This window comes from Bacillus sp. GW821-FHT01G09 (assembly GCF_059422205.1).
On sequence record NZ_JBWKWL010000001.1, the window covers coordinates 333,029 to 353,314 of the forward strand.

General features: G+C 47.1%; 20 protein-coding genes and 2 pseudogenes. 4 read left to right on the forward strand and 18 right to left on the reverse strand.

The features are described from left to right. Positions 1 to 62 precede the first annotated feature (62 nt). Positions 63 to 281 carry a protein YvfG gene (yvfG, locus tag AC07VD_RS01675; protein WP_003219905.1) on the forward strand — a complete coding sequence of 73 codons (219 nt, stop codon included), beginning with the start codon at positions 63 to 65 and terminating at the stop codon, positions 279 to 281. A gap of 9 nt (positions 282 to 290) precedes the next feature. Here the strand turns inward: yvfG and AC07VD_RS01680 are convergent, their stop codons facing one another. The 15 genes from AC07VD_RS01680 to AC07VD_RS01750 form a co-directional block, all read right to left on the reverse strand. Continuing rightward, positions 291 to 1,259, reverse strand: a complete 969-nt coding sequence (locus AC07VD_RS01680) for a polysaccharide pyruvyl transferase family protein (protein ID WP_208556025.1) — start codon at positions 1,257 to 1,259, stop codon at positions 291 to 293. Further along, positions 1,238 to 2,404: a DegT/DnrJ/EryC1/StrS family aminotransferase gene (locus AC07VD_RS01685; RefSeq protein WP_217017109.1), complete on the reverse strand. Its 1,167-nt coding sequence runs from the start codon at positions 2,402 to 2,404 to the stop codon at positions 1,238 to 1,240. Before AC07VD_RS01685 ends, AC07VD_RS01680 begins: the two co-directional genes overlap by 22 nt. Before the next feature lie 4 nt (positions 2,405 to 2,408). Beyond that, positions 2,409 to 3,059: an acetyltransferase gene (locus AC07VD_RS01690; RefSeq protein ID WP_144482843.1), complete on the reverse strand. Its 651-nt coding sequence runs from the start codon at positions 3,057 to 3,059 to the stop codon at positions 2,409 to 2,411. Beyond that, entirely contained in the window at positions 3,056 to 3,664 is a 609-nt protein-coding gene (locus AC07VD_RS01695) for a sugar transferase (protein ID WP_014480945.1), read from the reverse strand. The genes AC07VD_RS01690 and AC07VD_RS01695 overlap by 4 nt, the downstream gene beginning before the upstream one ends. Beyond that, a complete protein-coding gene (locus AC07VD_RS01700) occupies positions 3,661 to 5,178 on the reverse strand; it encodes an MATE family efflux transporter (RefSeq protein ID WP_217002873.1) in 1,518 nt (505 codons plus the stop codon). Before AC07VD_RS01700 ends, AC07VD_RS01695 begins: the two co-directional genes overlap by 4 nt. Continuing rightward, on the reverse strand, positions 5,175 to 6,209 hold the full coding sequence (locus AC07VD_RS01705) for a glycosyltransferase (protein ID WP_217017111.1): 1,035 nt from the start codon (positions 6,207 to 6,209) through the stop codon (positions 5,175 to 5,177). The genes AC07VD_RS01700 and AC07VD_RS01705 overlap by 4 nt, the downstream gene beginning before the upstream one ends. Next, entirely contained in the window at positions 6,206 to 7,282 is a 1,077-nt protein-coding gene (locus AC07VD_RS01710) for a polysaccharide pyruvyl transferase family protein (protein ID WP_217017113.1), read from the reverse strand. Before AC07VD_RS01710 ends, AC07VD_RS01705 begins: the two co-directional genes overlap by 4 nt. A gap of 4 nt (positions 7,283 to 7,286) precedes the next feature. After that, positions 7,287 to 8,321 (reverse strand): glycosyltransferase family 2 protein, encoded by a 1,035-nt coding sequence (locus tag AC07VD_RS01715; RefSeq protein WP_029318366.1) that lies wholly within the window; start codon positions 8,319 to 8,321, stop codon positions 7,287 to 7,289. 24 nt (positions 8,322 to 8,345) lie between these two features. Further along, complete coding sequence (gene epsG, locus AC07VD_RS01720; protein WP_015714749.1) at positions 8,346 to 9,449, reverse strand: biofilm exopolysaccharide biosynthesis protein EpsG; 1,104 nt, start codon at positions 9,447 to 9,449, stop codon at positions 8,346 to 8,348. Next, positions 9,446 to 10,600, reverse strand: a complete 1,155-nt coding sequence (locus AC07VD_RS01725) for a glycosyltransferase family 1 protein (protein ID WP_129092706.1) — start codon at positions 10,598 to 10,600, stop codon at positions 9,446 to 9,448. Before AC07VD_RS01725 ends, epsG begins: the two co-directional genes overlap by 4 nt. Next, a complete protein-coding gene (gene epsE / locus AC07VD_RS01730; RefSeq protein WP_153256512.1) occupies positions 10,593 to 11,429 on the reverse strand; it encodes a glycosyltransferase EpsE in 837 nt (278 codons plus the stop codon). Before epsE ends, AC07VD_RS01725 begins: the two co-directional genes overlap by 8 nt. Further along, a complete protein-coding gene (locus AC07VD_RS01735; RefSeq protein ID WP_494721583.1) occupies positions 11,426 to 12,571 on the reverse strand; it encodes a glycosyltransferase family 4 protein in 1,146 nt (381 codons plus the stop codon). Before AC07VD_RS01735 ends, epsE begins: the two co-directional genes overlap by 4 nt. Positions 12,572 to 12,582: 11 nt before the next feature. Next, positions 12,583 to 14,403: a polysaccharide biosynthesis protein gene (locus AC07VD_RS01740; protein ID WP_494724391.1), complete on the reverse strand. Its 1,821-nt coding sequence runs from the start codon at positions 14,401 to 14,403 to the stop codon at positions 12,583 to 12,585. 234 nt (positions 14,404 to 14,637) lie between these two features. Continuing rightward, entirely contained in the window at positions 14,638 to 15,321 is a 684-nt protein-coding gene (gene epsB, locus AC07VD_RS01745; protein WP_003228249.1) for a protein tyrosine kinase EpsB, read from the reverse strand. 5 nt (positions 15,322 to 15,326) lie between these two features. Then, complete coding sequence (locus tag AC07VD_RS01750) at positions 15,327 to 16,031, reverse strand: YveK family protein (RefSeq protein ID WP_003228247.1); 705 nt, start codon at positions 16,029 to 16,031, stop codon at positions 15,327 to 15,329. A gap of 245 nt (positions 16,032 to 16,276) precedes the next feature. Between AC07VD_RS01750 and slrR the strand changes: the two genes are divergently transcribed. The 3 genes and pseudogenes from slrR to AC07VD_RS01765 all read left to right on the forward strand — a co-directional run. Beyond that, positions 16,277 to 16,735, forward strand: coding sequence for an HTH-type transcriptional regulator SlrR (slrR, locus tag AC07VD_RS01755; RefSeq protein WP_003228245.1), 459 nt, complete (start codon positions 16,277 to 16,279; stop codon positions 16,733 to 16,735). A gap of 74 nt (positions 16,736 to 16,809) precedes the next feature. Continuing rightward, positions 16,810 to 18,279: a para-nitrobenzyl esterase gene (gene pnbA, locus AC07VD_RS01760; RefSeq protein WP_494721581.1), complete on the forward strand. Its 1,470-nt coding sequence runs from the start codon at positions 16,810 to 16,812 to the stop codon at positions 18,277 to 18,279. Next, positions 18,276 to 18,470 (forward strand): annotated as a pseudogene (locus AC07VD_RS01765) (hypothetical protein); the annotation flags it as partial. The gene pnbA and the pseudogene AC07VD_RS01765, both read left to right, overlap by 4 nt. A gap of 29 nt (positions 18,471 to 18,499) precedes the next feature. On the opposite strand, the gene padC reads toward AC07VD_RS01765, so the two are convergent. The 3 genes and pseudogenes from padC to racX form a co-directional block, all read right to left on the reverse strand. Further along, positions 18,500 to 18,985 carry a phenolic acid decarboxylase gene (gene padC / locus AC07VD_RS01770; RefSeq protein ID WP_015384708.1) on the reverse strand — a complete coding sequence of 162 codons (486 nt, stop codon included), beginning with the start codon at positions 18,983 to 18,985 and terminating at the stop codon, positions 18,500 to 18,502. Positions 18,986 to 19,007: 22 nt separating this feature from the next. Further along, positions 19,008 to 19,463 (reverse strand): DUF3237 domain-containing protein, encoded by a 456-nt coding sequence (locus AC07VD_RS01775; RefSeq protein ID WP_217002867.1) that lies wholly within the window; start codon positions 19,461 to 19,463, stop codon positions 19,008 to 19,010. Between the two features lie 130 nt (positions 19,464 to 19,593). Further along, positions 19,594 to 20,278, reverse strand: a pseudogene (gene racX / locus AC07VD_RS01780) (broad specificity amino-acid racemase RacX). Positions 20,279 to 20,286: the final 8 nt, after the last annotated feature.

Consider the following 20,286-nt stretch of genomic DNA (forward strand, 5'->3'; position numbering starts at 1 on the left):
TCTTCATTGTACATGATTGAGATCACACCGTATACATTTATGAAAAAGGAGCTGCCAAAGAAATGTCTGAACTTTTTTCCGTCCCTTATTTTATTGAGAATTTAAAACAGCATATTGAAATGAATCAGTCTGAGGATAAAATCCACGCGATGAACAGCTACTACCGTTCCGTCGTCTCAACACTAGTGCAGGACCAGCTGACGAAAAATGCAGTTGTCCTGAAACGGATTCAGCATTTAGATGAAGCATACAACAAAGTCAAACGTGGAGAATCAAAATAAACCTTCCGCTCACATGTGAGCAGGAAGGTTTTCCTTCTTTGAGGTGTGCTGGATGAGACGGGTGCTTGGCACGCCTTCCATCCAGGTATGAAAGTAATTGGCGTTTTTCCCGTAGGAATTATCAATGACCGTGTTTTCTTTTTGAAGAAGAGAAGACAGGATGTGGCCGTGCAGCCTTGATGTTTCCACCGATTCGTAACGGCTGAAAAACCGAATCGCTTTTTGGACGATATAATCCGAGTATTTTTCCCATATATACGCAATGGGCAAAGGGTTGCCTGCTTTTTTATTCAAGACGTTCAGCGTTTGGAGAAAAGCAATCGTCCGGCGGTCTGAAGCTGACAGCACCGTGCGCCAGTCGTAGCTTTCCGCTTCTGCGTGTTCCTGAAGCGCCTGGTTTGCTTCATGATCTGTTCGGATAAATCTCAGCTTTTGATTGGACGGCTGCTGCGTGGGAATGACGGGAAACAGCTGATGAGCCATATCAGGCAGAAGCTGAATGTGATTTGTTGTAAAATAGGCCTGTGCCGTAGCATAGGAGGCTTTTTCCCTTGTCATGATGTGAAGGTTCGCATGCTTAGAAAATATCTCTGCCGTCCGTTTGAGGTTGTCTTTGTTTTGAAAATAAATCGATTGCGGCAGGATCACAATTTTGTGGTTCGGATAGGTTTGGACGATTTTCTCTCTAAAGCCTTGATAGTACGGATACAGATCCCCGAAGTTTCCGCCTCCCTGGCAGACGATGATGAGATTCGGATCCAGCTTTCGCCCGACTGGAAAATTGTCAGGATTCCAGCGTTTTCTGACCCGAATCCCGTGTTCTTTAAAGAAGGCTTCTGTTCCTTTCATAATAAATAAATCCCCTACATTCCCATATAGAGGATAGTCAGCATATATAATCTCTGATTGTTTCGGAATGACGTCGAGCAGCCCGGACAGTTTCTGTTTTAGGCTGATCATCGAATGCTTGCTGTCCATTTCTTCACCTCGGCAGTTTGGAATAAGTGCAGTAGCACTTCAATGACCCGGTCTTGCTCATCTTCTGTCATATTGGACCCCGATGGGAGACAGATTCCTCGCTTGAACAAATCTTCGCATACGCTTCCTGTATCTTCATGAGAATAAAATAAAGCCGGATTGAACAGCGGCTGGGTATGGAGCGGCTTCCACAGCGGACGGGCTTCAATGTTTTCTTCAGCAAGACGTTGAACTATGTCATATGGGCTGAGCCCGTTATCAAGTGTGAGCGTGGTGAGCCAGCGATTGGATACGCCTGCTGCGTACTCTGGCATAAAGCGGACGCCGTCTAAGTGACCGAGCGCATTTTTGTATCTCGTGAAAATGGTCCTTCTTTTCTCCACTCGCTCATCCAGCACCTCAAGCTGGGCAATGCCGACGCCGGCTAAGATATTGCTCAGCCTGTAATTATGTCCAATTTCACTGTGTTGATAATGAACAGCCGGCTCTCGTGCCTGCGAAGCGAGAAATCTTGCTTTTTCAATTGCGGCTTCATCATTTGAAACGAGCATTCCTCCGCCTGATGTGGTGATGATTTTGTTCCCATTAAATGAAAAAATGCCGAAGCGCCCGAACGTTCCGCTTTGCTTCCCTTTATAGACTGTGCCGAGAGATTCGGCTGCGTCCTCAATGACAGGAACTCCGTATGCATCACACAGGCTTACGATTTCATCCATTTTCGCGCTCTGCCCATATAGATTGACGGCAATAACCGCTTTTGGCAGTGTTCCGTTTCTTTTCGCTTCCTCCAATGCTCTTTCAAGGGCTGTCGGCGACATATTCCACGTATCAGGCTCAGAATCAATAAAGACGGGCACCGCTTTTTCATATAAAATCGGATTGGCGGTTGCTACAAATGTGAAGGACTGGCAAAACACGCTGTCACCTTCTTTTACCTCAAGCAAACGCAGGGCCAGATGAATCGCCGCCGTTCCAGAGCTGACCGCAGCTGCTGCTTTTACACCGACTCGTTCTGCCAGCTGTTCTTCAAATGAATTCACGAGCGGCCCAAGCGGCGCGATCCAGTTTGAGCGAAAGGCTTCTGAAATATAGTGCTGCTCCCTGCCGCTCATATGAGGGGGAGATAAGTAGATTTTTTCATGCATAGAATCATCCTTTGTTTGATGTTTGAATGGAAGAAATGATGCGTGCCGGAGCACCGGCCGCCGTTACCCTGTCCGGTATGGGACGGATCACCGCGGAGCCGGCGCCGACAATGCTCCAAGCCCCGATTGTGATCTGCGGTATGACGGATGCACCAGTTCCGACGTGAGCGCCTTCCTGAACGGAAACCGCTCCTGACAGCGTGACACGCGGGGACAGATGAACGTAATCGCTGATTTGATTGTCGTGCTCTGCCACTGCACCCGTATTGATGATGCAATGAGCGCCGATGCGCGCATCCGCCTGAATGATCGCGCCCGCCATAATCACTGTCCCTTCCCCGATGACAGCCGACTTGCTGACGATGGCTGACGGGTGAATCAATGTAATAAAATCATCTTTCCTCAGTCCCAGTCGCACCGCCAGCTGTTTTCTGACACTGTTATTCCCAACAGCAATCAGAAACAGCACATCAGGAATGAGCCTGCGCAGTTCAGTAACGGCTTCCGGCGGTCCTGTGTACCATTCTTTTCCGCCTTCGAACATTTTGAATTTATCATCCAGCACCGCGGCTAAGCGCGTATCTGAGCGGGCGTTTATCAGCTCTCTGATCACCTTTCCGTGTCCGCCGTCACCCACAATGGCCACGTTTTTCATGAGGACACATCTCCGCTTCCGGTAAACCGTTCCGCGGTCACATGATTGGTTTGCTGAATCCCTTCTGAAACAAGGACCTTTCGCACCGTCAAACATAAAATTTTCAAATCGAGAAAAAATGACCGGTTGTCAACGTACCATACATCTAATTCAAATTTCTTTTCCCAGGAAATCGCGTTTCTGCCATTGATTTGCGCCCAGCCTGTGATACCCGGCTTCACCTCATGGCGCCGTGCCTGTTTTTCTGTATAAAGAGGCAGATAGTCCATCAAAAGCGGCCGCGGCCCGACAAGGCTAAGATCGCCCTTCAGGACATTCAGGAGCTGCGGAAGCTCATCAATGCTCAGCTTTCTGATCAGCCTGCCCGTTTTCGTCAGCCGGACTTCATCGGGCAGCAGATTTCCCTCACTGTCCCGTTCATCCGTCATTGTCCGGAACTTATATAGGGTGAACGGTTTGCCGTGCAGGCCTGGCCTTACTTGCTTAAAGAAGACAGGTGATCCTATTTTCAGCCTGACAACGGCGATGGTGAACAGAATGATCACACTCGTACAGCACAACAAAAAAATGGCGGCCGTCAGATCAAAAAGTCGTTTCAGGATCAAAGATTCACAGCTCCTTTCGTTTTTCGAAACCGTTTTAGTATCAGCTGTCTTTCCTCTTTTGTACAAACGAGCATAAAAGCGAAAACAGCGTAGCAAAAGCTGACTGTCACTCCCGTCGCTATCAGTGACGGCCAGCTGTCAATCTTCACAACGAACTGAATTGCCTTACAGACCGTCCAGGCAAATACAGCGGCTGAAAGAGGCCCGATTATGCCTTTAAAGAACACGTGCTTTTTGTAGCCTGTAATGCGGGATACGTAAAGCGGCGTAAAGATGGCATTTTTTAAAATAAGAGAAATGGCCCCTGCCAATGTTATGCCGTACAGACCGAGATGAGCCGGCCCGCTCAGCGTGACCGCCAGCACCACATTCACCGCACCTAACAGCAGGGTAACAATCGCCGGTGTTTTTTGTTGATTAAAAGCGGTCCATATATAAAACAGCGGCATAAAGGCGAGGCTGACAACCAAGTATCCGGCATGAATAAATAAAAGCGGTGCTATCGTTGAAAAGGACGGTCCGAGCCAGATTGTCAGAAAAGGTCCCGCCAATCCGCCCAATAAGGCAGCAGGAAGTGCAAGCAAAAGACCATTGAGCCTTACTGCCTTATTGGCGTAATTCATCAATCCTTCCATATCGCCTTTTGAATAATATGAAGTCATGATAGGCGCAAACAGGGATGCGACCGTTCCGGCCAAGCTGCGCAAAAGCAGCGGAAACTGGATAATCGCCGCGTATTTCCCGGATGCGGACGCCCCCAGCATCAAATTAGCGGTTAACAGATCAATCTGCAAAAAAAGCAGGACGCCGATTTGATTGACGGAGCTCCATGCGCCCGCTTGAAACAGCTCCTTGCTTGTGCGGAATGAAAGATCCTTCATACGAAACGAAAACCACGGAATCAGCTTTTTGAAGAAATAGAAAGACAGCAAAGACGCAATAACAGCACCAGCTAAAGCTGCAAGCTGGATCTGCCAGATTTTCGGCGCAAAGCATGCAAACAGGAGCAGCACAGACAGCACCCGTATAAGCATTTGCACCGCCTGAATGGAACTGGTGATATAAAGGCGGTTGGCATAAAATGGTGCAGCGCCGAAGCCCGCCATCAGAAACGTTAAAATAAACAGCAAACTGCCGATTAAAATCGACAAACGCACATCAGCCAAAAGCGCTTGCGGCACATTCATGACGCGGTCAATAAAAAAAGCCGAACCCGCAAGCGGCAGCAAGAGCAGCAATGAAATCAAAACAGAGGCCGCTAAATAATTGCTGATATACGCATTTGCTTTCTCCCGCTCTCCCCTGTGGGCAGCAACAGAAAAGAACCGAACGACAACCGAGCTGAGCGCCACGGTAATAATCGAAAAGTAATTAATCACATTTTGTGTCAAGTGAACAAAGCCAAACGCTTCCACACCGAGCGTTTTGACAATAAAAGGCGTCATCCAAACCGATAGGAAAACGGACAAGAGAAAAGCCGTGAGATTAGCGCTGAAGTTTATTGTGAATTTCATGCTTGCTTCGCACTGCCTTTCATTATCCCCCGATGCTCGAAAAACAGCTTGATGAGAAAAGTGAGCCGCCATTTACACAGTGCTAATACCAAGCGCTCTCCTCTTAATAATTTCTCATGCTGAAACGGTGTATGTCTGACAGCCTGCCGCACCATGTCATAGGATAAAATCTGTCTGATCTTCTTTTTGATGTCTTTCGGCGAATTCGGAGAAGCACAGGCATTTGCCAAAAGCATCGGAAGCTGGTGCCTGCAAATGTACACATTCAAATCTTCTTGGCATGCGCCTGCTAAGCCATAGTGATTGTAGAATGCGATTTTAGCTTGATATTGTTTTTGAAGATGTTCATCCATCGCCGGCTTATAAGGGATTTCTGTCAGGCTGTTCGGGTTTTCACGATAAATGTACAATCCTTCATCAAGCATTTTCACCCGCTCCGCTTCGCAAAAAGCGGACAAATTGAAGGGAGAGTCTTCAGCAAAACGGATGTCTTCATCAAACATCAGATTCGCCCTGTCAAAAAGCTCACGGCGGTAAAGATAACGCCATACATACCAGATAAATCTCGTTTCGTGAGCATGTTTAAGCCGTTCAGTCATTTCTCGTTTTGTCAGCACGCGGTTTGCCTCAAGCTGCGGCGGCACATATGTCCGCCTGTCCGATGACTGTTTGTAAAAACCGCATCCGACGATGTCGAGCCGATTTTGCTCCGCTTCTTCAGCCAGCCTCTGGAACATGGAGGAAGATACATAATCGTCTCCGTCTACAAAGCCGATGTAAGTGCCCCGCGCGGCCTTTATTCCCGTATTTCGCGCTGAACTAAGCCCGCCGTTTGCCTGATGAATGACCCGGATTCTCGCATCCCGTTTTGCATAATCCTCTGCAATTTCGCCTGAACGATCCGGTGTTCCGTCATTCACGAGGATGATTTCAATATCAGAAAGCGTTTGACGAAGCAAAGAATCCATGCACTCTTCTATAAATGGTTCAACATTATACATCGGGACAATAATGCTGACGAGCGGGATCATTGCGCTTCACCGCTGATTTTGTCACGCAGACCTTTAAAATACACATCTCTCGGAAAGCCTGCACGGGATGTTTCTTTTGTTAAAAGCTCATTGACTGCGGCTGTTACGCGCTCTGGCTCCGGATGTTCTATCAGCTTCATGAACGGGATGTCTTTAAGCCATTGATAGCCCTCCATCACCTTATGGTCAAAGGAGCGAATGACAACACACGGCGTTCCTGTCAGCGCGCAAAAAATCATGCCATGAAGCCTGTCAGTGACGACGGCTTCTGCGCTTTGCAGCTTAGACCACAGCGCTTCAAGCTCATGTTCGCGTGTATCGCGGCTGACCCGGCGGCCGATCGTTGTCTTAAAGGATTTGATCTCGCCGAATTCCTCACATAGCGCAGCCTTGACCCGGTTCCTCTGCTCCTCCTGAAGCACGCTTTCCTGATCCTCGCGCAAACACATATAAACCCCTTCGCGTTCTGCGGGGGCCTTGCTTCTGTCTAAATACAGCACCATGTCCGGCTGCTTCAAAATTGTTTTTTCTTGAAAATGCTGTTTCATAAATTGATACGTTGTTTCATCCCGCGCCATCAGCAACAGGCCGGGGTGCGCATTATAAATTTTCTGTGCCCGTTTCAGCTCTTTGCGCCCTTTTTTCGTGTCAGAAAAATGAGCCGTTGCCGGAAGCTGGACAACCCGATAGTCACGGAATGTTTTAATGATGAAGCGGCGCGTCCACTCCTCATAACGGTATAAATCCCCCATGTTTCCGCCGCCGATGATAAAGACCATATCCTCCGGATGGCGCGAGCGGATCAGGTTTTTTGCTGATTTGTAAATGTCCTTCATATCGACCTCGACGATGTCAAAGTCCGGGTATTCTTGCTCAAGAAATGCCTTGCTGGCATAAGCAATTGCGTGATCTCCCAAATTGTCATGGGACGGCAGCAGGGTCAGTATGATTTTTTTCTGATGTGCTGCGGCCTTTACCGGTTGATCTGCCGCTCCCAGCCAATATTGGGACGGGTATTTGACCTTTAGCAGCAGCCATTCTGCAAAATTGATTTTCAACGATTGTAACGACATGTCCTCACCCTCTGTTTCTCATTTTGTACTCGATCACCCGCTGATACACAGCCGATGCCATAGCGACGAACGGAATCATTCTGTATTTCGCCATCAGAAGAAGGCATGACCGTTTTGCGTCAAAAGGAGCAGTACCCGTTTTTGAAAGACTTTCTTGAAACACCGGGTCCGCGCATATCACGCCAACATTTCTAAGCTTTTCAAACAGCCGGCGGCTTCCGCTCGTTTTCCATTCATTCAGCATACAGATGCTGCTGTGAAGAACGATAAAGGTATCAAGCTCCTTGCGATACTCCTCCAGTTTGTTGTTCTCCTGTAAAAACGCCGCATTCGCCTCATACAGCGCAAGTCCTGATTCAAACAATTTTTTCTGATAGCGCTGCACAATGGAGGAAAGGTGAATTCGGTAATGATAGAGCGGCGTTTTTACGTAGGCTACTGAGCGGGCGAAAAAATGAGCCCTGAAGCTGAAAAACTGATCCTCGACATGCTCCAGCTCGCCTCGGAGCGGAAACGACAGCCGATGGGCTTCAATCATGCTTCTTCTGTACAGTTTGTTCCATGAAAACCCTCTGACCTTCCCTTCGAATAACGCCTTGATATAGTGCTCCTTCGGCTGATCCTGATAGGTTTGGGCAATGTCAGAGTCCATGGTTTTGCCAGTGTCCTCAAACTCTGCGGCGTAATTGCAAATGACCAGATCAGTTTCATCGCCTGCTGCCCGGAGCATCTGCTCGCAATAATCAGGCTCAATCCAATCGTCTGAATCGATAAACGCGATAAATTCGCCGCGTGCTGCCTCAATGCCTTTATTCCGAACCGCACCGAGACCCTGGTTCTCCTGATGAATCACCTTGAACCTGTTGTCCATTTTGGCGTATTCTTCTGCGATATCCGGGCTTGCGTCTGCTGAACCGTCATTAACAATGATGATTTCTATATTGTCCACTGTCTGGTTCCGCAGTGATTCGAGACACGTTCTGATATATGTTTCTGTGTTATAAACAGCGACTAACAGACTAACCGCAGGTGTTTCCATAATGACCGGCTCCTCTTGCATAAATTACCGGGAAAAAATCGTTCTGTAAGGCAGAACGGATGAATCAACCGGCATAAGCAAATAACTGTAAAGAAAATAACAAACAACAATAGCGATATAGATAAGGGCGTTCGATTTTTCATCAAATATTCTGACAAAATAAGGGACTAAGATCATTTGATACAGACCGAAATAAATATTGAATCTGGCAAAAATCACGTCCTTTGTGGCCAAAAGGCCGAACAAAAAACCAAGCAGGCACAAATTAACGACAATATCGATTTGCGGCCACAGACTCCGCAATCGTTCTTTATAGCAAAATGCAAGGAACAGCGGCAGAACCAACACAGCGATTTTGATCACATTCATTCCATTTGTGTTCGTCATGAGCCATTTTTCATAATGGCTGTATGAGCTGTTTTCAAGTACAACGACAAACACAGAAATAAATTTTTGATATAAAAATGTCATGCCGAGAAATAAAGCGGATAGGCCGAATATCGCTGGTGACCAGGCTTTTCTTCTGACAATAAAGTACACTGGAATCATAATCAGCGCCGACGAATGAAAGAGAGAGCTGACCAGCACAATCAGGAAATATCGCTTCCAGTTCCCGCTGATGATATAACGGATCGCCCAAAACAAAGCAGCTGCGACCATATATTGCCTGATGCCGTTAAAAGACGCGTAGTAATGAAAGGTTCCCAAAAACAAAAAGACACTCAGCTCAAACGGCCTGCCATAGTCGGCGAGTGTCTTCATAATAAAGCTGTAGGTCACGACCGCCACCGTAAAATACATGATTTGAGGATCTTCCGTGATGAAATTCATCAGCCAAAGGAGTGCGGTAAACCCCGGATCTGTCGCTGTTTTCGCAGTGCCGAAACCGAATATCTGCCACACATTTTGATAATCGCCCGCCAATTCGTACAGCAGCGTGTACGTCTGAAAATCCGTGCCGACTCGATAGCGGAGACCTGACACGAGCACAAGTGAAGCGAGCGGAATCCAGATCAAAAGCTTATTCGGCCGATACCCCGTGGCAAGCGAATCGTCACGGCCGCCGCACATTTTAGCGAACCAAGACCAAATAAATACAATCCCCATATTGACGGCATATACAATCATCGGTCATGGTCCTTTTCCGTGCTGATGTTGTATACATTCAGCAGCGCTCCTACATTTTGCTGTGCATCGTAGCCAAGTTGAGCGAGTGTTTCTTTGATGAACTCACGCTTCGGCCTGCCTGCGGCGGCCGCCCTTGCAATGGTTTCAGCCCAGACGCTGATCGGCTCAGAAAGACTTAATCTTGTGACAAGCCCGAGACCGGCGTCGACTTTTTCTGTAATGCTGTCTGAAATGATGCATGGAAGCCCCGACGCCTGTGCTTCCACAAGCACAACCGGCAAGCCTTCGTACAGAGACGGCATGACAAATACATCAAATGTGCGCATCAGTTCATGGATCCGTTCTTCCGTGCCTAAAAAGAGGACGTCTGTTAGCAAATTCTGCTGCCGCGCCTCCTCCTCTATCTCCCCGCGCAACGGCCCGTCTCCCGCCAGAACGAGCTGAAAGCGAACGCCTCTTTCTTTGAGATGTGCGGCAAGTTTCAGCAGGAACGCGTGGTTTTTCACTTCATGAAACCGGGCCACATGGCCAATGATGAGCCGGTCGGCTGCAATGCCGCGTGCTGCTTTTTCTTCATCAGCCGCCTGCCCATTTGGGGCGAATAACTCAAGGTCAATCCCGTTAGGAAGAAGGTGAACACGCTCCCGCTCCATGTTGGACTGTCCAAATAAAAACCTGCCCGCATCCTCTCCGCAGGCACACAGCGCTGTCGCATTCGCCAAGATGAGCCGCCTGAACACCAGCAGCTGCAAGCGATCCTTCCAATTGAAGCCGGTCTTCCAAGACGTATTGTGGGAGTGGCATACCCTGACCGGCACTCCGGCGAGCCTTGCCGCAAGGGCGATAAAGCCCGTTTGGAAATCCGTGTGCGCATGAACGGCGCTGAACGGCCCGTTTTCTTTTATCGCGTTTCTCACATTCCTCACAAATGTAAGGGGATTGCTTTGCCCAATGCTCGGGACATAAAAAAGCCGCCCGCCTAAAGATAAAATCTCTTCATCGTAAGCGCACGGATCATTTCGATACGTTAAAAAGTCAAATTGCACTTTGCTTTTGTCCATTTTCCGATATAAATTCATCACCATGGTTTCCGCGCCGCCCCTGTTCATGCCGCTGAGAACATGGAGCACGCGTTTTTGGCTGCTATTCATGCTTGACAAGCCCTTCCTTTTGGTTCATCACTCTTTTTTTGTGGTAGCGATTCATCACGGCTGCAGGTATAAACGCGCGGATTAACGGTTTTGCGATATATATGTAATCAGATAAAGGAAGCTTCAAGCGTCTGCACGCCTGATAGACAAGAATGGCATTGTCAATTGAATACGTAAATGACCGCCGTTTGAACGCATCGCTGTCTTCCCTCACTTTATACAAGGCTTCCTGAAGATTATAGCCCCTGAAGCCCTCTTCAAAAAAGCGAAGCCACAAATCAATATCTTCCATTCGTCTCGTTCGCCGCACCGACCGGTAGCCTTTCAGCGTGCGGTAGGCACTCGCTCTCATCATAATCGTGCCGTGGCAAAATGGGGTCCCTTTTGCCATGATGCCCGGCTCCGGAACAGAAGGCAGAATGCGGGTGCCTCTTACGCCAAATTCATCAAACACAAACATGCCGGTGCCAACCACCTGATAGTGTCGGTGCTTTTCTAAAAACGCGACCTGCTTTTCCAGACGGCGCGGGAACGAAAGGTCATCTCCGTCCTGACGTGCGATATAATCTCCTGTCGCATGCGAAAGACAATGATTTAATGATGCGGCAAGCCGCTTGTTTGTTTTGTTTTGAATCAGTTTGATGCGGTCGCTGTAATGAGCGGCATACTGCTTCGCGATACGGAGCGTGCCGTCTGTTGACGCATCATCGCACAAAATCAGCTCCCAATTTTTATAGGATTGGCTGAGAATGGATTCTATGCTTTCTGCCAAAGTGCGTTCGCAATTATAAATGCCCATAATGACAGAAACTTTCGGTCCTGAGTTCATACGCTTTTCTCCTTTGTATCCATATCCATGTAGGCGGAATAAATATCTGCCATTTCTTCCACCGTTCGCGCCTCCGAGAAGCGCAAGGCTGTTTTTCGGCCTTCCTGTCCCAGCTTTCGGCAGAGCTCCGGCTTATGGTAAAGCAGTTCAATCCGGCGGGCAAAAGCAGCACTGTCACCGATTTTGATCAGAAAGCCGTTTTCTCCGTCGCGGATGATTTCCCGATGCCCGCGATTATCTGTGGCGATCGCCGGTTTTTCTGCCGCCATTCCCTCAAGCACATTCATGCCGAGGCCCTCTCTAATGCTGGATGCGACAGATATATCCGCAAGCTGAATCAGCTCATGTATGTCGCTGCAAAAGCCGTAAAAACAGACATTGGCGGAAGCGCCAAGCTTTTCAGCCAACGTTTGATACGTTTGTTCCATTGCCCCTTCCCCGGCAAACACAAGGCGAAGCGAGGGAATGTTTTCTTTTAGCAAGGCTGCGGCTTCAATTAACAGCTTCTGGTTTTTGTTCAGATTGAGCTCAGCCGGATAAACCAATATAAAATCATCTTCACGGAATCCGTGCTTTTCTCTGAGTCTTTGCTGTTCTATCGGACTGACAGGTCGGAAACGCTCGGTATTGACGCCAATGCCGTGAATTTTCTGCGTCCTTCCGCCCGGCCTTTGAAGTCCTTTCGCCCGTTTATAATCCTCTTCATTAATCGTAATCAGGCAGTCCGTATATGCTGAAAGCCATTTCTCGATCGGATAGTAAAGAAACCAATTTTTCATTGGTGCTCCTTTGCAGAAGTGAAATCCGTGCGCTGTGTACAGCACCTTTGTTCCGTGCCGCCGTGCCTGCCTCGCCGCCAGTCTGGCGAGAACACCGCCGACCGGTGTATGGCAATGGACAATGTCGTATTCATAGGTGTCGATCACTTTCTTCAGCTGCCTATAAACGGCCAGGTTCTGAGGATTAAAAGGTGACCTACGAATCGGGATGGAGAATTTCTCATCCACATACGGCAGCTTGGTTTGTCCGTTCGCGGCGACATGAACCTCCCAACCCATTTGCTTGAACCATTTAAAATAAGGGAGGTGAAAGGCCTTAAAATGATAATCAACAGTCGCGCAAAACAATATCTTTTTCGTCATTTTCACTCCCCCTAATGAACGCTGGCAGCCGTCATTTTGTCTGATGTATTGATTGCCGCAAACAGTCTCGCTCTCAGGTCGGCTTCCGGCAGCTCATGAAAATCCTCGATAAAGCGCATCAGCACCGGCCAATCGCCGTCTACCGCTTTACCGATGTGAATTTTTGGAAAGATTTGTTCAGCGTGAACTTCATTTTTGTTCAGTAATTCTTCATACATTTTTTCGCCCGGACGAATGCCTGTGAATTCGATTGGAATCTGCTCTGTCGTGTAGCCGGACAAATGAATGAGGTTTTTGGCAAGATCCACAATCTTTACGGGCTCTCCCATATCGAGAACGAAAATCTGACGCCCTTTCGCCAGTGCCCCAGCCTGAATCACAAGCCTTGATGCCTCGGGAATCGTCATGAAATAGCGGGTCATTGCCGGATGTGTTACTGTCACCGGGCCGCCTTTTTCAATCTGTTTTTTGAAAATCGGAATGACGCTGCCGCGGCTCCCGAGTACATTGCCGAAGCGAACAGCGACAAATTTGGTTCTGCTGACTTTCCCAAGATTCATAATAATCATCTCTGCGAATCGTTTTGTCGCCCCCATTACGTTGGCTGGGTTCACCGCTTTGTCCGATGAAATCAGCACGAATGTCTCTGTTCCCGACATATCGGCTGCTCCCGCGACATTTTTTGTTCCGATAATATTGTTTTTGACCGCCTCTTCAGGATTATGTTCCATTAAAGGCACATGCTTATGGGCAGCTGCATGATAGACAACATGCGGCTCGTATTTTTTCATCAAGGTAAACATTTTATCGCGGTCCTGCACATCAGCGATTTCCGTATGGAACACAATGTGTTTGCCGAATCGTCCGTTCAGCTCTGTATAAATCGAATGAATGCTGTTTTCCCCATGGCCGAGCAGAATGATTTCCTTAGGCTGAAACGCACTGATCTGACGGCAGATTTCCGAGCCGATTGATCCGCCCGCTCCCGTGACGAGAACTGTTTTTCCTTTGATGCGGTTCGAAATTTCGCTAGTGTCGAGGGTTACCGGCTTTCTGCCGAGCAAGTCCTCAGCTTTTACATCTCTGATTTGTCCGGCAGTTCGTGTGCCAAGCAGCATTTCATCAAAATGAGGCATAATTTTAATGCTTACTCCTGTTCGCACACATTCTTTATATAACACCTGAAGCTCATGGGTGCGGAGTGAAGGAATGGCAATAATAATATAATTAATTTTGAGCTTTTGCACCGCAGGCATGATACTTTCTTTTCCGCCGATTACGGGCAGTCCCATAATTTCTAATTTATGCTTCGTTTGGTCGTCATCAATAAAAGCGACAGGTATGATATCAGGTTCATCTTTCGAAAGCAGCTGCCTGACCATCAGAGTCCCACCTGAGCCCGCCCCGATAATCAGCGCGCGGGACGAGGCGCAGCGTTTTTTCCTGATGCTTTCGTTTAATACTCTAGATAAAATACGGGTCCCTCCAATAGACAAAAGCTGAAGCACCCAGCACGCGGTTAACAGACGGAAGAACATCGTATGATACACAGCATACTGAATGATACCGGTCACAGCGGCGGAAAGCGTAATGCCCTTAAGCAGGACAATCAGCTCGCCGAGTCCGGTGTATGTCCACACCTGTTTATACTGATTGAACAGGAAAGCACACACATGATAGCTGAGGAGCAAGCTGACAGCGGTAAGCAGTAATGCTCCGGAGTCATAAAATTGATAGGAATCTTTTAAAAATTGATATCCTGCAATAACTGAATTTAAAACGAGGTAAGTATCCAGCGCAATAATCATTGACAGTCTTCTCCGGTAACTCAACCTTTTCCCCCCTAATTCTTTTATCGGTTTAGCTGCGGCGGTTTTCGTCTCTCAAAAAAATCGGCAGCAGCTAAACCGACAATACGTCCTATGTATATATGAGATAAGTGGGCATTTAACCCATCCTCACGCCCCGCCAGCGACGACCAGCATCTAAGGCAGCAACTTCAGCTGCCCACAGCAGAGCCGAGTGCCTCCATTGATACAGGTCAGGAGACATCACCTTTACAAAAACTAGTAGGAATAGTGTTCCGATTTTTTCATTTTCTTTTTGTTTAAAAGAGCGCCTAACAGCTTCGCATTGGATTGTTCCAGTGCATCTTTTGCTTTCAGAACGGTATCGGTTTTTGTTTTTCCGCTTAAAACGACGAGCACGCTGCCGTCTGTTTGATTTGCTAGAATCTGAGCATCTGCAACAGCCAAAAGCGGAGGGGAATCAAAGATGACGAGGCTGAATTGTTCATAGATCTCAGATATTAAGTCTCCCATTGCTTTTGAAGACAGCAGTTCTGCCGGATTTGGCGGGGTCGGCCCGCTTGTCAGTACATATAAGTTATCGATCGGCGTCTTTTGCACCGTCTCACTGAGTGAAGCATTGCCGACCAGCACATTTGTCAGCCCGGTTACATTATCAACCTGAAACGTCTGATTGATGGTCGGCTTTCTTAAATCGGCATCCACCAGCAGTACTTTCTTTTCCTGCTGCTGCGCAAAGACAGCCGCAAGATTCGCTGCACTGAACGATTTACCTTCACCAGGCACAGAGGAGGTGACGAGGATAGATCGCAAGTTGGTCTGGACAGATGAGAACTCAATGTTTGTCCGAATGGTGCGATATTGTTCCGCAACAACTGATTTATTGTGTAAAACAGATATTTGAGCCAAACCTCGCCTTGCTTTCTTTTTTCTAAAGATCACTCGCTTCACTCCCCGAAATGTTTTATCCCGCGATTCCGCCCTTTGTGGACATCAGGAACGGAGCCTAAGCATGGCAATCCGGTTCTCTCGCTCAGCTGCCGTGCGCTTTTGCATGTATCATCGAGAAAATGCAGAAAAAATGCCAGTGTAATGCCGCCCATGACAGCAGCGCCAAAAGCCATGACCATATTTCGCAGCCTGGCCGGCTTGATCATCGGGCTTTCAGAAGCCTTCGCCTCTGATAATATATGTACGCCTTGTACATTCATTCTTTCATCTACTTCTTTTTCAAACTTGTTCACTAACGTGTTCGCAATCTCAGCTGCTTTCGCCGGATCGTGATCCTGAACGGCAACGTTGATTATTTCTGATTCATTTTCACTGCTGGTAACCACTTTTCCTTTCAGCGAGGAAGCCGATTCAGATAGGTGCAATTCCGCCTTAACTTCTTCCATCAAGGCAGTGCTTTTCATAATCGATTGGAACGTGCTGCTATACTGAAGATTTCGCTGGATGTCACTGAGATTCGAGTTTTCTTCACCGTCTGATTCATGAACCAGCACCTGTGTCGACGCCTGGTAGGTCGGTGAAATGACCTTAAATTGCACAAAACCCATAATAAGGGTGACGCCGATTGTGATGAGCAGAATCAGCACGAATCTGTGTCTGACAATCGCATATAATTCTTTGAAACTCATATTCTCATTCATGTATTCATAGCCTTCAGCCTTCCCGCGGCTGGCTTCCCGCGCCCCTTTCTGTTAATGATTGGATTATAAAAGAAAACGTTATTATTTAAAAATTGCAAAATAAGCCAATAAGTTCTCTTTAGAGAACAAAATCATGATTTTCCTCTAATTTACTGCACTTCCCTTATTATTTTAAATTTTATAAAGAACGAAAAATTCCTTATAATGAACGAAATAACGACAGGAATAGAGGAGAATTTCATATTATGATTGGAAGAATTATCCGTTTGTACCGTAAAAGAAAAGGCTATTCTATTAATCAGCTGGCTGTTGAGTCAGGCGTATCCAAATCCTATTTAAGCAAGATTGAAAGAGGCGTTCACACGAATCCGTCCGTTCAATTTTTAAAAAAAGTTTCTGCCACACTGGAAGTTGAATTAACAGAATTATTTGACGCAGAAACAATGATGTATGAAAAAATCAGCGGCGGTGAAGAAGAATGGCGCGTTCATTTAGTGCAAGCCGTACAAGCCGGAATGGAAAAGGAAGAATTGTTCACTTTTACGAACAGACTGAAGAAAGAACAGCCTGAAACTGCCTCTTACCGCAACCGCAAACTGACAGAATCCAATATAGAAGAATGGAAAGCGCTGATGGCGGAAGCAAGAGAAATCGGCTTGACTGTCCATGAAGTCAAATCCTTTTTAAAAACAATGGGAAGATGATGATCGGTTAAGGGCTAACGTTCGCATCTATAGGGTAAATCTGTTTATAATGGGGGAAAAAGGGAGAGAACACAATGACTCATCAAATAGTAACGACTCAATACGGCAAAGTAAAAGGCACAACGGAAAACAGCGTACATAAGTGGAAAGGCATCCCCTATGCCAAGCCGCCTGTCGGACAATGGCGTTTTAAAGCACCTGAGCCGCCTGAAGTGTGGGAAGATGTCCTTGATGCCACAGCGTACGGCCCTGTTTGCCCGCAGCCGTCTGATTTGCTGTCACTTTCGTATACTGAGCTGCCCCGCCAGTCCGAGGATTGCTTGTTTGTCAATGTATTTGCGCCTGACACTCCAAGTCAAAACCTGCCTGTCATGGTGTGGATTCACGGAGGCGCTTTTTATCTTGGAGCGGGCAGTGAGCCATTGTATGACGGATCAAAACTTGCGGCGCAGGGAGAGGTCATTGTCGTTACACTGAACTATCGGCTGGGGCCGTTTGGCTTTTTGCACTTGTCTTCATTTGATGAGGCGTATTCCGATAACCTTGGGCTTTTAGACCAAGCCGCCGCGCTGAAATGGGTGCGAGAGAATATCTCAGCGTTTGGCGGTGATCCCGATAACGTAACAGTATTTGGAGAATCCGCCGGCGGCATGAGCATTGCCGCGCTGCTCGCTATGCCTGCGGCAAAAGGCCTGTTCCAGAAAGCGATCATGGAAAGCGGCGCTTCCCGAACAATGACAAAAGAACAAGCGGCAAGCACTGCGGCTGCCTTTTTACAGGTCCTTGGGATTAATGAGAGCCAGCTGGACAGATTGCATACTGTAGCAGCGGAAGATTTGCTTAAAGCGGCCGATCAGCTTCGGATCGCAGAAAAAGAAAATATCTTTCAGCTGTTCTTCCAGCCCGCCCTTGATCCAAAAACGCTGCCTGCTGAACCAGAAAAAGCGATCGCAGAAGGGGCCGCTTCCGGCATTCCGCTATTAATCGGAACAACCCGTGATGAAGGATATTTATTTTTCACCCCGGATTCAGACGTTCATTCTCAGGAAACGCTTGATGCAGCGCTCGAGTATTTACTAGGGAAGCCGCTGGCAGAGAAAGCTGCCGATTTGTATCCGCGTTCTCTGGAAAGCCAAATTCATATGATGACTGATTTGTTATTTTGGCGCCCCGCTGTCGCCTATGCATCCGCACAGTCCCATTATGCCCCTGTCTGGATGTACCGGTTCGATTGGCACCCGGAGAAGCCGCCGTACAATAAAGCGTTTCACGCATTAGAGCTTCCTTTTGTCTTTGGAAATCTGGACGGATTAGAACGAATGGCAAAAGCGGAGGTTACGGATGAGGTGAAACAGCTTTCTCACTCGATACAATCAGCATGGATCACATTCGCCAAAACAGGAAACCCAAGCACCGAAGCTGTGAATTGGCCGGCGTATCAGGAAGAAACAAGAGAGACGCTGATTTTAGATTCAGGGATTACGATCGAAAACGATCCCGAATCTGAAAAAAGGCAGAAACTATTCCCTCCAAAAGGAGAATAAACAAGGGGAAAACAGGATACATTGGTGCTGCCATTGTTGTGGCAGCTTGTATCATTATTTTATCGGCCGTGGTATGTTTACGAGAAACAGACTACTACCAGCCTATGCGCTGGACTGGCATCATACTGTTTTTCGCGGGAATTGTGATGGTTCCCGCATACTCAGCAAAAAGAAAACCCGGAAAAGAGAAGGAATTCTCTTTTCCGGGTTTTTATGTTTATTATAATTTTCCCGCGCGAATATCGTCTGTCATTCCCTCATAAGGAGCCTTCGAAATCACTTCTTCGTTGTCGACTCCTTCATTTTTCAGAAATGTAATTTCCGCAAATTCAGGTACAACGTATTTTGGATACGTTTCATATTTTTCGCGGGATTCTTCCATCAAATCAATGTGGTCATTTTGGTAGCAAACCGTAATTTCAGGATGTTCATGCACCCATTTCGGGAAGAAAATAATGCCGTGCATGCGTTTTTCATTTGGCATAAAGTTTAATGAAACATCCGTGCCAGTCGGCTCTGTCCAAGACACTTTATATACGCCTTCTGTCAGTTTGACAATATTCACTTCCTGATCCCGAACCCAGCGTCCGGCAACCATTCCGCTATGAATTCTATAATCAATTGTATGGTCGTTTTTAATATAAATCTCGTATTCCCAGCCGTTTTCATACGTATAAATCATGTGGCTTCCGATAAAGTTTTCCATTTTTCACACTCTCCTTAGTCTTTTACTGCACTTCATAAATGTCTAGTCGAACGTAATCAGGGGTTCTTTCTGCGGAACCGATAAACAAGCGGTCATGGAGCCATTGATAGGCTTCACTGCCTGTTTCAAACGTCGGTACCGTACGGAAATAAACATGCTCCGGATCAATAATTTCCCCGGCTGCCGTTTGTTTTCGAAACGGCTCACTGACTTGCCGTATTCCATTGTTTTCAATGTAAATCAGTTCATGATCTGCTGTTTCAATCACATACCTGGCAGATAAATCGGTTCTGCCGTCAGCGCGAATCATTTGTGAATCGGCACCGCCCGGCAAAATATGTCCCTTTACTTCCCCGGTTATTGTTCCCGAACGAATCGGAATGAATCGTCTCAGTCCCAGGCCTGTCTCACCAATCGTGATAGGCGGATCAACCTTGATTTCTAAAGAGGCGAATGGTTTTAAAACCGGCTTCTTCATGAGCACCACCTCACCTTCAGAAAAAATCATGTAACTATTTACATGTTTACTTTAACACCATTGCAGTTAACTGTCAAACAATAGGAACATAAAAAAACAAGGACTGTTTGAAGACAGTCCTTGTCTGAAGCTAGCTTTGATATGGAAGATATGTGCTGACAGTGCTTTTTGCAAGACAGGCCGAGGAATCTATAATCGGAATCTCACTTTGAATATGATCTAACACCGCATTTAAATCCGTGCAGGCTGAAATGATGATATCTGCATGCTGACTGATTTCTTCATATAGCGTCTGCCACAATGCTTGTGTATGCTGCATATGATTAGGCTGTTTGATTGCGGCGATAAGCTGGTTCACAGCCTGCTGCCAATGGTCCTTGTGAACAACTTCTTGTCCATTTTCCTTCAGAACTTTTTGGTAGATGGCGGATTGGATGGTTGGCTCTGTTCCTAAAACCACCGCTTTTTTTGCAGGATGCGGAATCTCTTTTATCGTTTCCTCAACAATATGGGAACATAGGAACCGACAATGCCTGCCGAATCTCTTCATAGTAGATATGCGCCGTATTACAAGGCAGCGCAATGAAATCAACGCCTGTTTTCTCGAGCTTTACCGCTCCGTCGATAATCGCTTTTTTCATCTTATCATGGTCAATTGGACGATCTGCATAGAAGGGTGTCGGGCATGAATAGATCATCATGTGCGGGTAGTCAATATCGTTTGAAGCCCCGTACAGCTTCTGACAGTAATCAATCACCTTATCAATAAACGGCGAGGTCGATTTCGGGCCCATTCCGGCTAATATTCCGATCATCAAATTCA

Coding starts and splice junctions, on each gene's coding strand:
- yvfG (WP_003219905.1), top strand. CDS start 63: ATGTCTGAACTTTTTTCCGTCCCTTATTTTATTGAGAATTTAAAACAG.
- AC07VD_RS01680 (WP_208556025.1), bottom strand. CDS start 1,259: ATGGACAGCAAGCATTCGATGATCAGCCTAAAACAGAAACTGTCCGGG.
- AC07VD_RS01685 (WP_217017109.1), bottom strand. CDS start 2,404: ATGCATGAAAAAATCTACTTATCTCCCCCTCATATGAGCGGCAGGGAG.
- AC07VD_RS01690 (WP_144482843.1), bottom strand. CDS start 3,059: ATGAAAAACGTGGCCATTGTGGGTGACGGCGGACACGGAAAGGTGATC.
- AC07VD_RS01700 (WP_217002873.1), bottom strand. CDS start 5,178: ATGAAATTCACAATAAACTTCAGCGCTAATCTCACGGCTTTTCTCTTG.
- AC07VD_RS01705 (WP_217017111.1), bottom strand. CDS start 6,209: ATGATCCCGCTCGTCAGCATTATTGTCCCGATGTATAATGTTGAACCA.
- AC07VD_RS01710 (WP_217017113.1), bottom strand. CDS start 7,282: ATGTCGTTACAATCGTTGAAAATCAATTTTGCAGAATGGCTGCTGCTA.
- AC07VD_RS01715 (WP_029318366.1), bottom strand. CDS start 8,321: ATGGAAACACCTGCGGTTAGTCTGTTAGTCGCTGTTTATAACACAGAA.
- epsG (WP_015714749.1), bottom strand. CDS start 9,449: ATGATTGTATATGCCGTCAATATGGGGATTGTATTTATTTGGTCTTGG.
- AC07VD_RS01725 (WP_129092706.1), bottom strand. CDS start 10,600: ATGAATAGCAGCCAAAAACGCGTGCTCCATGTTCTCAGCGGCATGAAC.
- epsE (WP_153256512.1), bottom strand. CDS start 11,429: ATGAACTCAGGACCGAAAGTTTCTGTCATTATGGGCATTTATAATTGC.
- AC07VD_RS01735 (WP_494721583.1), bottom strand. CDS start 12,571: ATGACGAAAAAGATATTGTTTTGCGCGACTGTTGATTATCATTTTAAG.
- AC07VD_RS01750 (WP_003228247.1), bottom strand. CDS start 16,031: ATGAATGAGAATATGAGTTTCAAAGAATTATATGCGATTGTCAGACAC.
- slrR (WP_003228245.1), top strand. CDS start 16,277: ATGATTGGAAGAATTATCCGTTTGTACCGTAAAAGAAAAGGCTATTCT.
- pnbA (WP_494721581.1), top strand. CDS start 16,810: ATGACTCATCAAATAGTAACGACTCAATACGGCAAAGTAAAAGGCACA.
- padC (WP_015384708.1), bottom strand. CDS start 18,985: ATGGAAAACTTTATCGGAAGCCACATGATTTATACGTATGAAAACGGC.
- AC07VD_RS01775 (WP_217002867.1), bottom strand. CDS start 19,463: ATGAAGAAGCCGGTTTTAAAACCATTCGCCTCTTTAGAAATCAAGGTT.